This window comes from Paraburkholderia sp. BCC1886, from assembly GCF_900996245.1.
In the GTDB taxonomy this organism is placed as follows: Bacteria; Pseudomonadota; Gammaproteobacteria; order Burkholderiales; family Burkholderiaceae; genus Paraburkholderia.
The window spans coordinates 58,921-74,438 of the sequence record NZ_CAAJGK010000107.1 but is presented as its reverse complement, the minus strand read 5'-3'; the positions used below and the strand labels follow the sequence as shown (position 1 = coordinate 74,438).

Annotated in this window: 11 protein-coding genes; 5 read left to right on the top strand and 6 right to left on the bottom strand. The window is 62.0% G+C overall.

Going from position 1 to position 15,518, the window contains the following annotated elements; translation table 11 throughout:
* The first annotated feature begins 609 nt into the window (after positions 1–609).
* Positions 610–1,467: a hypothetical protein gene (locus tag FQ746_RS30715; RefSeq protein ID WP_144113581.1), complete on the top strand. Its 858-nt coding sequence runs from the start codon at positions 610–612 to the stop codon at positions 1,465–1,467.
* 112 nt (positions 1,468–1,579) lie between these two features.
* Here FQ746_RS30715 and typA read toward each other — a convergent pair whose 3' ends face one another.
* Positions 1,580–3,406 (bottom strand): translational GTPase TypA, encoded by a 1,827-nt coding sequence (gene typA / locus FQ746_RS30710; RefSeq protein ID WP_144113580.1) that lies wholly within the window; start codon positions 3,404–3,406, stop codon positions 1,580–1,582.
* Between the two features lie 320 nt (positions 3,407–3,726).
* Here typA and FQ746_RS30705 point away from each other — a divergent pair, with 320 nt between their 5' ends.
* From FQ746_RS30705 to FQ746_RS30690, 4 genes are all read left to right on the top strand, one after another.
* On the top strand, positions 3,727–4,245 hold the full coding sequence (locus tag FQ746_RS30705) for a MarR family winged helix-turn-helix transcriptional regulator (RefSeq protein ID WP_144113579.1): 519 nt from the start codon (positions 3,727–3,729) through the stop codon (positions 4,243–4,245).
* A gap of 46 nt (positions 4,246–4,291) precedes the next feature.
* The gene (locus tag FQ746_RS30700) at positions 4,292–5,809 is read left to right on the top strand and encodes an efflux transporter outer membrane subunit (RefSeq protein WP_144113578.1); all 1,518 of its coding nucleotides are present in this window, start codon (positions 4,292–4,294) and stop codon (positions 5,807–5,809) included.
* A gap of 86 nt (positions 5,810–5,895) precedes the next feature.
* Positions 5,896–7,116 carry an EmrA/EmrK family multidrug efflux transporter periplasmic adaptor subunit gene (locus FQ746_RS30695; RefSeq protein ID WP_144113577.1) on the top strand — a complete coding sequence of 407 codons (1,221 nt, stop codon included), beginning with the start codon at positions 5,896–5,898 and terminating at the stop codon, positions 7,114–7,116.
* Positions 7,117–7,155: 39 nt separating this feature from the next.
* A complete protein-coding gene (locus FQ746_RS30690; protein ID WP_144113576.1) occupies positions 7,156–8,718 on the top strand; it encodes a DHA2 family efflux MFS transporter permease subunit in 1,563 nt (520 codons plus the stop codon).
* Positions 8,719–8,802: 84 nt separating this feature from the next.
* Here FQ746_RS30690 and truB read toward each other — a convergent pair whose 3' ends face one another.
* From truB to rimP, 5 genes are all read right to left on the bottom strand, one after another.
* On the bottom strand, positions 8,803–9,738 hold the full coding sequence (truB, locus tag FQ746_RS30685) for a tRNA pseudouridine(55) synthase TruB (protein WP_144113575.1): 936 nt from the start codon (positions 9,736–9,738) through the stop codon (positions 8,803–8,805).
* A gap of 95 nt (positions 9,739–9,833) precedes the next feature.
* On the bottom strand, positions 9,834–10,199 hold the full coding sequence (gene rbfA / locus FQ746_RS30680; RefSeq protein WP_144113574.1) for a 30S ribosome-binding factor RbfA: 366 nt from the start codon (positions 10,197–10,199) through the stop codon (positions 9,834–9,836).
* 132 nt (positions 10,200–10,331) lie between these two features.
* Entirely contained in the window at positions 10,332–13,292 is a 2,961-nt protein-coding gene (gene infB / locus FQ746_RS30675; protein WP_144113573.1) for a translation initiation factor IF-2, read from the bottom strand.
* 94 nt (positions 13,293–13,386) lie between these two features.
* Positions 13,387–14,862, bottom strand: coding sequence for a transcription termination factor NusA (nusA, locus tag FQ746_RS30670; RefSeq protein ID WP_144113572.1), 1,476 nt, complete (start codon positions 14,860–14,862; stop codon positions 13,387–13,389).
* Entirely contained in the window at positions 14,859–15,317 is a 459-nt protein-coding gene (rimP, locus tag FQ746_RS30665) for a ribosome maturation factor RimP (RefSeq protein ID WP_144113571.1), read from the bottom strand. The genes nusA and rimP overlap by 4 nt, the downstream gene beginning before the upstream one ends.
* Positions 15,318–15,518 lie beyond the last annotated feature (201 nt).

Genomic DNA, 15,518 nt, shown 5'->3' with positions numbered 1-15,518 from the left:
AACCTTCCGCGACACGGCCTGACCGTTTAGCGGATTGCGCGAATCAAGTCTTGCTTGGAAGGACCTAAAACTTTGCACCCGGGGAGCATAGCACAGAACGGATAGCCAATATAGAACGCGGGCAAACGTACCGGCTCGGGGCGACTGTGCGGAAATCCCGCAATTTCTGGGCTTTTTCATACGCCGGGGAGCGCCGCACAACGCCTGTGATGGCTATCCATTACCCCGCCTGGGCGCGTTTTCCACACACTGTCGCCACAGATGAATCCCGCGCCAACGCTCGACTGATTGTGCCGGGATCGCTGTGAACCGGCGCGCTGTTCCGCCTTTGTTTCGTTTAATTTCAATGGAGAGCAGCAGATGGATTTCTTCACCCCTTTCGTCGGCGCATCACGGCAGACCTTGTCTTCGGAAACGGTCGCGCGATCGCATGACTCGAAGGCCAGTACGTCCCGTGCAACACCGATTTTTTCCGAATATGATTTTGCCGGCCGGTATGGCCGAACAACGGATCAGCGGTCGGTCAACGCGCCTCTGGCGCGCGCGGCGAGCGCCAGGGACGCGCCCGCTGAACACCGTGCGGACAACTTGCATCAGGATCACACGCGTATGAAGCGCGGCAATCTGCTGGGCACGTGCTTCCGGTCGGAATTCCGCGAGTGCCGCGGTGGCGAAGCGCTCGACCAGACTGCTTCGTCACACGTCAGATTCGATCAGTTCGAACGCGCGCAGACACGCGGCGACGAAGGTCGCGGAACCTGCGAAGGCATTGCACGCGAAACGCTTCGGCGCATCGACCGCAGTTATACCGGTGACGGGCAAACGAGCACCCTGCCGCTAGCCGTCGACAGCATGAACAACGATATGGATCGTGGCGGAGATAACGCGACGAGTCTCTACCACAACATCGACTCGTTTCAGAGCAATCCGACTGCGCTGGGCTTGCGGCATTATCGCCAGTCTTCGGAACTGAATCTGAATGTCGACGGCACCTCGCCGCGAGAGACGCGGATCGAAGGTCTGCTGGACAGCATGGGCGACATACCGCCGGGCGGTCTTGCATACGTGCGGGTCGGTATCCAGCGCACCGACGCAAGCGGCCCCGCAGATAGCGGTCATGTGTTGCTGATTCAACATCTGCCGGACGACGCCCATGGCGCAGGAAATCGCCCCGCCGATCGCTACGCCATTTTCGATCCGAACAATGGGGTCTTTACCTACGACAGTCTGGAGCAGATGCGAACGGGCTTGCGAGGCTACATGAATACCGCCTATTCCGAGGACAACTACGCGGCCGCGCCCAACCGGGTGCTATTTTTCAGTCCGCCAAGTTCGCGCGATTGGGGCGCATTGCCCGAAACCGCGTCGGTCCCGCCGCCGAATGGCAATAACAATCTGCTCGAGCCGCCTGATCTGCTGAATTTCCTTCGACCTCACTTAGCCTCTCACCATGACGAACTGAGGTAACGCCGCGCCGGCAGCATGTCGCCGACATCCGAAAAAAAGCCGCTCCGGGTTAGCCCGGAGCGGCTTTTTCGATCATCCTGGCGGCACAGAGCCGCCGACGAACGATGCTTATTTAGTCCACTGCGCCCTTGCGGCTCGCGCTGCGACGCTCGTGTTCCTTCAGGTAACGCTTGCGCAGACGGATGGATTGCGGCGTGACTTCGACCAGTTCGTCGTCGTCGATGAACTCGACCGCGTATTCCAGCGACATCTGGATCGGCGGCACGAGGCGCACCGCTTCGTCCGTACCCGACGAACGCACGTTGGTCAGTTGCTTACCCTTGATCGGATTCACGACGAGGTCGTTGTCGCGGCTGTGAATACCGATGATCATGCCTTCGTACAGCGGCTCGCCCGGCGACACGAACATACGGCCGCGATCCTGCAGCTTCCACAATGCGTAGGCCACCGCAGCGCCGTCGTCCTGCGAAATCAGCACGCCGTTGCGACGTTCGCCGACCGCGCCTTCCTTGACCGGCTGATACGAGTCGAACGTGTGGCTCATCAGGCCGGTACCGCGCGTGAGCGTCAGGAATTCCGACTGGAAGCCGATCAGGCCACGTGCCGAAATACGATACTCGAGACGCGTACGGCCGCGGCCGTCCGATGCCATGTCGAGCATTTCGCCCTTACGGCGGCCCAGCTCTTCCATCACGCCACCCTGATGGCCGTCTTCCATGTCGACGGTCAGGTTTTCGTACGGCTCGTGCTTCACGCCGTCGACTTCGGTCATGACCACGCGCGGACGCGACACGGCCAGCTCGTAGCCTTCACGACGCATGTTTTCGACCAGAATGGTCAGGTGCAATTCGCCGCGGCCTGCCACTTCGAACGTGGTTTCGTCGCCGGTTTCTTTCACGCGCAGCGCGACGTTGTGATTCAGTTCCTTCATCAGGCGGTCACGAATCTGACGGCTCGTGACGAACTTGCCTTCGCGGCCGGCCAGCGGCGACGAGTTGACGAGGAAGTTCATGGTGAGCGTCGGCTCGTCGACGGTGATCATCGGCAGCGCTTCCGGCTGTTCCGGTGCGCAGATGGTCACCCCAATACCGATTTCTTCGATACCGTTGATCAGCACGATGTCGCCAGCTTCAGCCGAATCGACCTGAACGCGTTCGAGGCCCTTGAACGACAGAACCTGATTGATCTTGCGGTTGAGAATCGCGCCGTCGGGACCCGAGCGCACGGCGACGGCCATGCCCGGCTTGATCGTGCCGCGCGTGATACGGCCCACGCCGATACGGCCGACATACGACGAGTAATCCAGCGACGTGATTTGCAGTTGCAGCGGGGCTGCCGGGTCGGCCGGGCGGACCGGCACGTGTTGCAGCACGGCTTCGAAGAGCGGGCGCATGTCGCCTTCGCGCACGTCCGGCGTCAACCCTGCATAACCGTTCAGGCCGGAGGCGTAGACGATCGGGAAATCGAGTTGTTCGTCGGTCGCGCCGAGCTTGTCGAACAGGTCGAACGTCTGGTTGATCACCCAGTCGATGCGCGCGCCCGGACGGTCCACCTTGTTGATCACGACGATCGGCTTCAGGCCGAGCGCCAGCGCTTTCTTGGTCACGAAGCGCGTTTGCGGCATCGGGCCTTCGACCGCGTCGACCAGCAGCAGCACGGAGTCGACCATCGACAGCACGCGCTCCACTTCACCGCCGAAGTCGGCGTGGCCCGGCGTGTCGACGATATTGATGTGGGTGCCTTCGTATTCGACCGCGCAGTTCTTCGAAAGAATCGTGATGCCACGTTCCTTTTCGATGTCGTTCGAGTCCATTACGCGCTCGGTGAGCTGCTGATTGTCGCGGAACGTGGCGGTCTGGCGAAGCAGTTGGTCGACGAGCGTGGTCTTGCCGTGGTCGACGTGGGCAATGATGGCGATGTTGCGTAGGGCGCGAGTCATAGGAACCTGGAGACAGTTTGAGTGCGCCAGCAAAGCAGCATTGTGTACGAAGCCAACAAAGCCCAAAGCGCACTTTTGGGAACCCAACATTATAGCACGACACAATGACGCTTTCTGGTATTCCCTGATAGCCCTAGCGACTTCAACCCGTCGATCCGTCGGAAAACGCCGCCACGAAAGTCGGCGAAATCCGCTGAAAGCCGCGCCGATTCTCTCGCTGAGCGAGATAGATCCTTGCCTAAGCTGGAATAACGCTTGCCGCGTCAATGAAGCGCCCACTATAATCCTGCCTAGTCAACCATTGCTTTCGCACGAGAATCATGACCGAGCCGTCTCCGACACCTACGCCGGACCTCAGTGAGTATCAGTTAGGCGAAAGCGTCGGCTACCTGCTCTCCCGCGTGAAATCGACCATGTCGAACCTGATTACCCAACGCAGCATGGCTGAATTGGGAATCACCAGCCAGCAAGGCAGCATCCTGTTCATGGTGGCAAGCGGCAAATGCCTGCTGGCCGCCGAACTCGCCCGCGAATACGGCATCGACGCCAGCGCAGTGACCCGCCTCGTCGACCGCCTCGAAAAACGCGGTCTGCTCACCCGGGTTCGCAGTAACGAAGATCGCCGGGTCGTCCGCCTCGCATTGACCACGGAAGGTCAGGAAATCGCCGCAAAAATGCCGGCCATCTTCAACGGCGTGCTGGACAATCTGCTGGGCGGTTTCACGGCCGAAGAGGTCGGCTTCCTGAAGAGCATGCTACGTCGCGTGCTCGTCAATTCGGGCGAACATACGGGGCTAACCCGTGATGCAACAGGTAATCTTGAAAGCAAATCGCAATAATTTGCTTGCAGCGTCCATCATTACATTCCACGCAAAGAGACGAGCGATGAAATCCCATTCCCTGTCCGCGCCCGTGCTTTCGCGCCGGGCCGCTGTCGCCGCCGCGGTGACGGCGTTCGCCCTCACGGGGTGCGCGAACTACTTCGGTATGAAAAGCGACAAGCAGATCGCGTCGTCGGCTCAGTACGAGTCCACCCAGAGTCTGTCCGGCCAGGGCGGCCAGTGGCCGTCGCTCGATTGGGCCAACCAGTTCGGCGACCCGCAGTTGACGAAGCTGATCGCCGAAGCACTCGAAGGCAATCCGTCGATCGCGCAAGCCCAGGCGCGGGTCGCGAAGGCGTCGTCGTATATCGAGAGCACGCGCTCGGCGCTCTCGCCGAAGGTGAACGGCAGCTATTCGTGGAATCGCGAGCTGTTCTCGGGCAACGCGCTCTACCCGCCTCCGTATGGCGGCACGTGGTATAGCGAAAACAACGTGCTGGCGAGCGCGTCGTGGGATCTCGACTTGTGGGGCAAGAACCGGCAACGGCTGGGGCAGGCCGTCTCGCAGGAGAAAGCGGCCGAGGCCGACATGCAGCAGGCTCGCGTGACACTCGCGGCGTCGGTTGCTAGCACGTATAACCAGCTCGCTCAGTTGTATGCGTTCCGCGATATCGCCGCGCGCGAAATCGCCAATCGTCAGGATATCGGCCGCATCGCCAACGGCCGGGTGGCCGCCGGGCTCGACACCAATGTCGAACGTCAGACGGCCAACGGCAATATCGCCACCAGTCAATCGAATTTGACCGACATCGATGGCCAGATCACCGTCGTGCGCTATCAATTGGGCGCGCTGCTCGGCAAGGGTCCGGACCGCGGCCTGCAGATCGACAAGCCGGTTCTGACGAGCGGTGGCGCGGTGTCGCTGCCCGACAACCTGCCGGCCGACCTCGTGGCGCGTCGTGCCGACATCGTCGCCGCGCGCTGGCAGGTCGAAGCCGCGATGCACGACGTCAAAGAAGCCAAGGCCGAATTCTTCCCGGACATCAATCTGGCGGCCGGCTTCGGTTTCGACGCCTTCGGCTGGGGCCGTTTCTTCACCGCGGCAAGCCGCCAGGTTCAGCTCGGACCGGCGATCCACCTGCCGATCTTCGACGCCGGCGCGTTGCGCTCGCAACTAAAGGGCCGCTATGCCGACTTCGACCTCGACGTCGCGAACTACAACCAGACGCTGATCAACGCGTTGTCGGACGTGGCCACGCAAGTGTCGTCCATTCGCTCGATCGACAAGCAGTCCGGCGACGCCCAACGCGCGCTGGATGCGTCTTCCAAGGCTTATCAGCTCGCGGTGATCCGCTACAAGGCCGGCCTGTCGCCGCAATTGCAGGTGCTGACCGCGGACCAGAACCGCCTTTCTGCGGAACAGACGGTGACCAGTCTGACGATGCGCCGCCGCGACATGCAGATCGGCCTCATCAAGGCGCTCGGCGGCGGTTTCGACGCCACTAAGACGAGCCTCGTGGTGCCGACCGACGCCCCGGCGTCGGCCACGGCAGCCACGGCCGCGACCGCCGCGGCGAACTGAGCCCACATCGAATCGACATCGCAGCCTGATCGAATACGCAAGATCATCCGAATAAACGAGACGCTTGAGAGAACCGGAGCACATCAATGAGCACCCCCCAGCAGCCCGCGGCCCCCGCACAACCGGCGAACAACGGCAAACGCAAACGCATGATGACGCTGCTCGTCATCGTCATTCTGATTGCCGCAATCGCGTACGGCCTGTACTACTTCCTCATCGCGCGCTTCCATGAAGACACCGACGACGCCTACGTGAACGGCAACGTCGTGCAGATCACGCCGCAGGTCACCGGCACCGTGGTCGCCGTGAACGCCGACGACACGCAGACCGTCAAGGCCGGCGACCCGCTCGTCGTACTCGATCCGGCGGACGCGCGGGTCGCGCTGGAACAGGCCGAAGCGAACCTCGCACAAACAGTCCGCCAGGTTCGCGGGCTGTTCGCCGACGACAACCAGTATCAGGCGCAAGTCGCCCAGCGTCAGGCCGATCTGTCACGCGCCCAGGACGACCTGAAACGTCGTCTGACGGTCGCCCAGACCGGCGCCGTCTCGCTGGAAGAAATCTCCCACGCACGCGACGCCGTGAAGAGCGCGCAAGCCTCCGTCGACGCCGCGCAGCAACAACTGGCGTCGAACCGCGCATTGACCGCCAACACGTCGATCGCGAATCACCCGAACGTGCAGGCCGCCGCCGCGAAGGTGCGCGACGCGTATCTGAACAACGCCCGCAACAACCTGCCGGCGCCGGTCACCGGCTATGTCGCGAAGCGCTCGGTGCAGGTCGGCCAGCGCGTCTCGCCGGGCACCCCGCTGATGGCGATCGTGCCGCTCGGCGGCGTCTGGGTCGACGCGAACTTCAAGGAAGTCCAACTGAAGCACATGCGCATCGGCCAACCGGTCGAACTGACGGCCGACGTGTACGGCTCGTCGGTGGTGTTCCACGGCAAGGTGGTCGGTTTCTCGGCCGGTACGGGTTCGGCGTTCTCGCTGTTGCCCGCGCAGAACGCGACGGGTAACTGGATCAAGGTCGTGCAGCGTCTGCCGGTGCGGATCGCCCTCGATCCGAAAGAACTCGAACAGCATCCGCTGCGTATCGGTCTGTCGATGCAGGCCGACGTGACCATCAAGGACGACAACGGCGGCCAGTTGGGCGAAGCGCCGAACACGATCTATCAGACCAACGTGTTCGAGAAGTACGGCGATCAGGCCGACGCGGAAATCGCCCGCATCATCGCGGCCAACGCGGGCCCGAACGGCGGCACGCAAAAGTCCACTCAAGCCGGCGCCGGCAAAGCCTCCGCAAGCTGATCCGGTCCGCGTGACGAACAAGAACAGGCTTTCCAACTAATGGCTCAGGCTCAGGCGCAAGTCCCTCACCCGCCGCTCGAGGGCGCGCAACTGGTGATCGGCACCATCGCGGTGTCGCTTGCCGTGTTCATGAACGTGCTCGACACGTCGATTGCGAACGTGTCGATTCCGTCGATTTCCGGCGATCTCGGCGTGTCGTCCGACCAGGGCACGTGGGTCATCACCTCGTTCGCGGTCGCGAACGCGATCTCCGTGCCGCTGACCGGGTGGCTCACCGACCGCATCGGTCAGGTGCGGCTGTTCATGGCGTCGATCGTGCTGTTCGTGATCTCGTCGTGGCTGTGCGGCCTCGCGCCCACACTGCCGTTCCTGCTGGCCTCGCGCGTGTTGCAGGGCGCGGTAGCCGGGCCGATGATTCCGCTGTCGCAAACCTTGCTGCTCGCCAGCTATCCGCGCGCCAAGGCGCCGATGGCGCTGTCGATGTGGGCCATGACGACGCTGATCGCGCCGGTGGCCGGGCCGATTCTCGGCGGCTGGATTTCGGACAACATCTCGTGGCCTTGGATTTTCTACGTGAACATTCCGGTCGGCGCGATTGCCGCGGTCGCCACGTGGATGATCTTCCGCAACCGCGACTCGGTCATCAGAAAGGCGCCGATCGACGGTGTCGGTCTGGGCCTGCTGATCGTGTGGGTCGGCTCGCTGCAAGTGATGCTCGACAAGGGCAAGGACCTCGACTGGTTTTCGTCGACAACCATCATCGTTCTGTCGCTCGTCGCGGTCATTGCGCTCGCGTTTTTCATCGTGTGGGAACTGACTGCCGAGCATCCGGTGGTCGATCTCAAGCTGTTCGGCAAACGCAATTTCACCGGCGGGACGGTGGCGCTGTCGGTGGGCTATGGGCTTTACTTCGGCAATCTCGTGCTGCTGCCGCTCTGGCTGCAGACCGACATCGGTTACACCGCCACCGAAGCCGGTCTGGTGATGGCGCCCGTGGGCCTCTTCGCCGTGCTGCTCTCGCCTATCACCGGCAAGATTTTGCCGCGCACCGATCCGCGCTATATCGCGACTGCCTCGTTCATCGTCTTCGCACTGGTTTTCTGGATGCGCTCGCGCTACACCACCGGCGTCGATAACTTTTCACTGCTGTTGCCGACGTTCATTCAGGGCATCGGCATGGCCGGATTCTTCATTCCGCTGGTGTCGATCACGCTGTCGGGCTTGCCGGGTAACCGGATTCCGGCCGCTTCCGGTCTGTCGAATTTCGTGCGGATCATGTGTGGCGGTATCGGCACGTCGATTTTTCAGACGGCATGGGACCATCGGACCATCATGCATCACGCGCAACTCGCCGAGCAGGCCAACGCGTATAACCCGGTGTTCGATCAGTCGATCCGGCAAATGGGCGCGGCGGGTTTCAGTCAGTCGCAGGCGTATGGGTTGTTCAACACCATGGCCACGCAGCAGGCGGCCCAACTCGGGGTGAACGATCTGTTCTTCGTTTCCGCGGGGATTTTCATTGCGCTGATTGCGCTGATCTGGATTACGCGGCCGGAACGCGCGGGTGGCGATGCGGGGGCGGCGGCTGCGGCCGCGCATTGAGGCTTCGGGCCGGTACGCGGCTTCGGTTGCGGCTGGCTTAAAAAAGGCGGGACCGCTTGTATGGCGGTCCCGCCTTTTTCCGTTCTACCCCGCCGCCGTCACGACGAGTCGTTCCGGCGCGAGCACGCCTTCTCCGGGCCGTGCGACGCCGAGCAGCCGACCGTCCGACGCGTAGACGCGTACGCGCGGTGCGTTCGCCGCATCGGGCGTGAGCGCGAGCTCGGATAGCTTGAGCCGCTGGCCGTGCAGGAAGCGCCGGGTGGCGTCGTCATCGAGACTCACGGGCGGGAACGTGGACAGCAACGCGTCCACCGGTTGCAACCAGCCGTCGCGCTCGCTCTCGCTCGCATCGGATAACGCGTCCAGCGTGACTGCGTGCTCCAGCGTTAATGCGCCGACGCCCGTGCGGCGCAGCGCCACCAGATGCGCACCACATCCCAACGCCTCGCCGATATCTTCGGCAAGCGTGCGCACGTACGTGCCCTTACTGCAGGTCACGCGAAACGTCACATCGGGAAGCGCGCAAGCCAGCATCTCGAGCGCGAGAATCGTCACCTGGCGGCCTTGTCGCTCGACCGTCTGCCCGGCACGCGCATATTCGTAGAGCGGCTTGCCGTCGCGCTTGAGCGCGGAATACATCGGCGGAATCTGCACGATATCGCCGAGGAAAGCCAGCAAAGCTGCCGCGACCGCCGCCTCGTCACAGGTGACCTCGCGAGTATCGATCGCTTCGCCTTCCGCATCGCCCGTAGTCGTGCGGATACCGAGGCGCATCGTCGCCTCGTAGGTCTTGTCGGCTTCGAGAAGATCCTGCGAAAACTTGGTGGCTTCACCGAAACACAGCGGCAGCAAACCTGTCGCGAGCGGATCGAGCGTGCCGGTATGGCCGGCCTTTTTCGCGAGATAGAGACGTTTTGCGCGGATCAACGCGTCGTTGCTGGACAGTCCGATCGGCTTGTCGAGCAACAGGACGCCGTCGAGCGCGCGACGCGGCACGCGGGGGCGTTGAGGTGCGGTCATGTGGGAGAGACGGAAGAGTCTGAAGAGTGTCGGAGTGGCCCGGCGACGCGCCCAGTGCCTGGGCCGCACGGCCCCGGCCAGGCGCGGCCGTGCGTTCAGTCTTCTTTCGCCCGACTGGCGTTGGCCTCGTCGATCAGACGCGACATCTCGACAGCGCGCTCGATGGTCTGGTCGTAGTGGAAATGCAGCGTCGGCACGGTATGGATGTGCAGCCGCTTGAACAGCTGATTGTGCAGATGGCCGGCCGCGTGCGTGAGCGCTTCGAGCGTTTGCTTCGGGTCGCCGGTCAGCGTCGTGAAATAAACCTTCGCGTGCGCATAGTCGGGCGTCAGCTCGATACTTTGAATCGTGACGAGACCGATACGCGGATCCTTGACCTCGCGCAGCAGTTCGGACAAATCGCGCTGGATCTGATCGGCGATCTGCACGTTGCGATTGGGAGAAGAACGTTTTTTAGGCATGGTGATTAGGTGATCCGTTCAGACGGATGCAAAAAGTGGTTCGCGCCGGGTGCAGCGCGAGCGGTCGGCCCAAAAAGAATGGGCGGAGCGGCCATGAAAGCCCGCTCCGCCCCTTGAGCCGTGCCGCGTGAATTACAGCGAACGCGCGACTTCGGTCACCTCGAAGACTTCGAACTGATCGCCTTCGACGATATCGTTGAAGTTCTTGATGGACATACCGCACTCGAAGCCTTGGCGGACTTCCTTCACATCGTCCTTGAAGCGCTTGAGCGAATCGAGCTCGCCCGTAAAGATGACGACGTTGTTGCGCAGCACGCGCACCGACGACGAGCGCTTGACGAAGCCGTCCGTGACCATACAACCGGCCACTGCACCGATTTTCGGTACCTTGAAGACCTGACGCACTTCGACCGTACCCGTGACGATTTCGCGCTTTTCCGGAGCCAGCATGCCCGACATCGCGGCTTTCACTTCATCTACAGCGTCATAGATGATGTTGTAGTAGCGAATATCGACACCATTGGACTCGGCCAGCTTGCGCGCCTGAGCATCCGCACGGGTGTTGAAGCCGATGATGACCGCCTTCGACGCCGTTGCCAGATTGACGTCGGACTCGCTGATGCCACCCACTGCGCCGTGCACGATCTGCACGCGGACTTCGTCGGTCGACAGCTTGAGCAGCGACTGCACCAGCGCTTCCTGCGAACCCTGCACGTCGGCCTTGACGATGAGCGGCATGTACTGCACTTCGCCTTCGCCCATCTGTTCGAGCATGTTCTCGAGCTTCGCGGCCTGTTGCTTGGCCAGCTTGACGTCGCGGAACTTGCCTTGACGGAACAGTGCGACTTCACGCGCCTTGCGGTCGTCCGGCATGACGATGACTTCTTCGCCTGCCTGCGGCACTTCCGACAAACCTTGAATCTCGACCGGGATCGACGGGCCGGCCGACTTGGTCGGCTTGCCGGTTTCGTCGAGCATGGCCCGAACGCGACCGTATGCGCTACCGGCCAGCACCACGTCACCGCGGTTCAGCGTACCCGACTGGACCAGGATCGTCGCAACCGGACCCTTACCCTTGTCGAGCTTCGCTTCGATGACCAGACCCTTCGCGCCTGCTTCGACCGGCGCCTTCAGTTCCAGCACCTCGGCCTGCAACAGAACCTGTTCCAGCAGATCGTCGATACCTGCGCCGGTTTTCGCCGACACCGGCACGAACGGCGAATCGCCACCGTACTCTTCCGGCACGACGCCTTCTGCCACCAGTTCCTGCTTGACGCGGTCGAGATTGGCGTCCGGCTTGTCGATCTTGTTGATAGCGACGACCAGCGGTACGCCGCCTGCCTTCGCGTGAGCAATCGCTTCCTTCGTTTGCGGCATCACGCCGTCGTCGGCTGCGACCACCAGAATCACGATGTCGGTTGCCTTCGCACCGCGAGCACGCATGGCCGTGAAGGCCTCGTGACCCGGCGTGTCGAGGAACGTGATGACACCGCGCGGCGTTTCGACGTGATAAGCGCCGATGTGTTGCGTAATCCCGCCCGCTTCACCCGCTGCCACCTTGGCGCGGCGAATGTAGTCGAGCAGCGAGGTCTTGCCGTGGTCGACGTGACCCATGACGGTAACGACCGGCGGACGCGGCAACGATTCCGCATCGCTGATTTCGCCTTCGACCAGCATCGCTTCCGGATCGTCCAGCTTGGCCGCCACCGCGTGATGACCCAGTTCCTCGACGATGATCATCGCCGTTTCCTGGTCCAGCATCTGGTTGATGGTGACCATCTGGCCGAGCTTCATCATCGACTTGATGACTTCCGAAGCCTTCACTGCCATCTTGTGCGCCAGATCGGCAACCGTGATGGTTTCCGGTACGTGCACTTCACGCACGATCGGTTCGGTCGGCGCCTGGAACGTGGTGTTCTGATCCTGATGTTTGCCGCGACCCTTCGGGCCACCGCGCCAGCCGCGATCGACACCGCCGCTCGAGTCGCCGCGCGTCTTGATACCGCGGCGCTTCGCTGCGTCGTCCTGCCAGCCACCCTTGCCGCCGCCCGGCTTCTTCTTGTCGCCAGCCGACGGTGCGGTCGTGGCGGCCGGAGCCGCTGCTGCCGGCTTCTTCGCAGCCGGACGCGCCGGTGCTTCGCCTGCCGGGCGCGCCGGCTTGTGCAGCGTGCCCTTCGCTTCCGCGGCCTTGGCTGGCTCGGCGGGCTTCGGTGCCGGTTCCGGCGCCTTGACCTGCGCCTTACGCGGCGTGTTCATCATCTCGCGGATAGCGCGTGCTTCGGCTTCGGCCGCAGCACGACGCTTCGAGATTTCTTCCTGCTCCGCACGCGTCTTTTCCGCGGCCTGACGGGCTGCGTCTTCGGCTTTCTTCGCGGCTTCGCGTTGGGCGGCACGTTCCGCGGCCGCACGCTCGTCGTCCTGTTCGGCCGGTTGCGCTTTGGCTTCGACCGCCGCTGCCGGCTCGGCCTTCACGGCCGCCGCTGCGGGTTGAGCAGTTGCGGCGGGAGCTGACTTCTGGGCTTGCTCGCGTGCGGCGGCTTCCGCTGCCGCGCGCTTTTTCGCCGATTCTTCTTCGGCACGACGACGTTCGGCTTCGGCAGCCTCTTCGCGCGCCTGACGTTCGGCTTCTTCGCGTTCGAGCTGTTCCTGACGCGCCTTCAGTTCCTGAGCCTGCTTTTCGAGCAGTTCGGCTTCGTGACGCGCTTCTTCTTCACGACGCTGGAGTTCGAGGTCGTCGACATCCGCTTCTTCGGCCACATGATTCGATGCATCTCCGCCTTCCGCGGAGGTTTCGTCGCGGCGGACGAAAGTACGCTTCTTGCGCACCTCGACCTGAATGGTGCGAGCTTTGCCCGTCGCATCGGACTGCTTGATCTCCGACGTATGCCGTTTCGTCAGCGTGATCTTGCGCTTGTCTGCATCAGTCGAGCCGTGAGACTTGCGCAAGTGATCGAGCAGACGTGCCTTGTCCGTCTCGGACAAAGTGTCGGCTTCGCTCGCTTTTGTGACGCCTGCTGCTTGCAGCTGCTCGAGCAGCACGCCTGCAGGCATTTTCAGTTCCGCGGCAAATTGGGCTACGTTGTTACTCGCCATTCATTCCTCTTAATGCAAGGACCGATTCCTTGCGGTTAGCATCGGGTCATGCGGCCTGACGGCCGCGTTCAATTTAGTGCGCCATGGTCATTTCTCACTGGAACCAGTGTTCACGTGCTTTCATGATCAACGCCTTAGCGGCATCCTCTTCCATTCCGGTCATCTCGACCAGTTCATCCACAGCCAGCTCGGCGAGCTCGTCGCGCGTCTGGATCTGATGTTCGGCCAGCTTGGCGAGCAGGTCGGCGTCGATGCCGTCCACACTCTTCAAGTCGAGCGCTACATTTTCAACTTTTTCTTCGTTCGCGATGGCTTGCGTCAACAACGCGTCGCGCGAGCGATTGCGCAGTTCGTGGACGGTGTCTTCGTCGAAAGCTTCGATTTCGAGCATTTCGTTGAGCGGCACATAAGCGATCTCTTCGAGGCTGGTAAAGCCTTCGTCGATCAGGATGTCGGCCACTTCTTCGTCGACATCGAGACGCGCCATGAACAGGTCGCGCAGTACGCCGCGCTCCTGGTTCTGCTTCTGCGCAGATTCGTCCGGCGTCATGATGTTGATTTGCCAGCCGGTAAGTTCGCTGGCAAGACGCACGTTCTGGCCGCTACGGCCGATCGCGACGGCCAGTTCGTTTTCGTCAACGACGACGTCCATCGAGTGCTTCTCTTCGTCGACGACGATCGATTGGACGGCTGCCGGCGCGAGCGCGCCGATCACGAACTGGGCGGGATCTTCCGACCATAGCACGATGTCGACGTTTTCGCCACCAAGCTCGTTACGCACGGCCTGCACACGCGAACCGCGAATGCCGACGCAAGTGCCGATCGGGTCGATGCGCTTGTCGTAAGCGATCACGCCGATCTTGGCGCGCACGCCCGGGTCACGCGCGGCCGCCTTGATTTCCAGCAGGCCCTGTTCGATTTCCGGCACTTCCATTTCGAACAGCTTCATCAGGAATTCGGGCGCCGTACGCGACAGTTCGATCTGCGGACCGCGAGCGGTGCGATCGACCTTGGCGATGTAGGCACGCACGCGGTCGCCCACGCGCAGGTTTTCCTTCGGAATGAGCTGGTCGCGGCGCAGCAGCGCTTCGACACGACCCGTTTCGACGATGAAGTTACCCTTGTCGAGGCGCTTCACCGAGCCGGTCATGATGTGCTCGCCACGCTCGAGGAAGTCGTTCAGGATCTGCTCGCGCTCGGCATCGCGCACCTTTTGCAGAATGACCTGCTTGGCGGCCTGCGCGCCGATACGACCAAACTCGATAGACGGCACCGGTTCTTCGATGAACTCGTCGAGTTGAATTTCGGGCTGCTGCTCGCGTGCTTCGAACAGCAGGATTTCCTGATCCGGTTCCTGCAAACCGGCTTCGTCCGGCACCACTTTCCAGCGGCGAAACGTTTCGTGCTCGCCGCTTTCACGGTCGATCTGGACGCGGATGTCCGCGTCTTCTTCGAAGAGTTTCTTGGAGGCCGAAGCGAGAGCCGCTTCGAGCGCGGCAAATACCACGTCTTTGTCGACGTTCTTCTCGCGTGCCAGCGCATCCACCAGCATCAACACTTCGCGACTCATTGTTTGCGGCTCCTAAAGTCAACTGTCGGAACGAGGCGTGCCTTATCGATGTCCGCGAGCGTGAAATCGAGCATCGCGGCGCCTTCCTTCCCTTCAAATTCCAGACCGATCGTTTCGCCTTGCGGAGCATGCAGGATGCCCCGGTACGATTTCCGTCCGTCCAATGGCTTTTTCAATGTGATTACTACTTCGCTGCCTGCGAAGCGTTCAAAATCCGCTAGTTTTTTCAGCGGGCGGTCGAGACCCGGCGACGACACTTCGAGCCGCTCGTAATCGATATTTTCGACCGTTAGAACGTGCTGGAGCTGACGCGTGACTTTCTCGCAATCTTCGATCGCAATGCCGGACGGCTGGTCGATATAAATGCACATCATGCCGCGCCCGGTGCGCTCGAGATCGACGAGCTCGTAGCCGAGTCCCACGACCGTGGTTTCAATCAGTTCCGTCAGTTGCACATTGCCCTCATAGATGTTCGCGCAGCGAGCCTGCCGCTTGTTTTGCAAACAACCAATGCGGGCCGCGCGCCAAGCCGGCGCACGTTCGTGCTACCCGAGATGCCGAACCACTTAAACTGAGCGGCAAAAAAAAATGGGCTAAACGCCCATCATCTTATTGCCGGTGGTCGCACCTGAGCCGCACATGAAAAGCCGCACGCC

What these genes read in the sequence shown, in the direction of transcription:
- nusA (WP_144113572.1), bottom strand. Translation starts at nt 14,862, where the DNA reads ATGAGTCGCGAAGTGTTGATGCTGGTGGATGCGCTGGCACGCGAGAAG.
- rbfA (WP_144113574.1), bottom strand. Translation starts at nt 10,199, where the DNA reads ATGCCTAAAAAACGTTCTTCTCCCAATCGCAACGTGCAGATCGCCGAT.
- FQ746_RS30700 (WP_144113578.1), top strand. Translation starts at nt 4,292, where the DNA reads ATGAAATCCCATTCCCTGTCCGCGCCCGTGCTTTCGCGCCGGGCCGCT.
- infB (WP_144113573.1), bottom strand. Translation starts at nt 13,292, where the DNA reads ATGGCGAGTAACAACGTAGCCCAATTTGCCGCGGAACTGAAAATGCCT.
- FQ746_RS30695 (WP_144113577.1), top strand. Translation starts at nt 5,896, where the DNA reads ATGAGCACCCCCCAGCAGCCCGCGGCCCCCGCACAACCGGCGAACAAC.
- typA (WP_144113580.1), bottom strand. Translation starts at nt 3,406, where the DNA reads ATGACTCGCGCCCTACGCAACATCGCCATCATTGCCCACGTCGACCAC.
- FQ746_RS30705 (WP_144113579.1), top strand. Translation starts at nt 3,727, where the DNA reads ATGACCGAGCCGTCTCCGACACCTACGCCGGACCTCAGTGAGTATCAG.
- FQ746_RS30715 (WP_144113581.1), top strand. Translation starts at nt 610, where the DNA reads ATGAAGCGCGGCAATCTGCTGGGCACGTGCTTCCGGTCGGAATTCCGC.
- FQ746_RS30690 (WP_144113576.1), top strand. Translation starts at nt 7,156, where the DNA reads ATGGCTCAGGCTCAGGCGCAAGTCCCTCACCCGCCGCTCGAGGGCGCG.
- truB (WP_144113575.1), bottom strand. Translation starts at nt 9,738, where the DNA reads ATGACCGCACCTCAACGCCCCCGCGTGCCGCGTCGCGCGCTCGACGGC.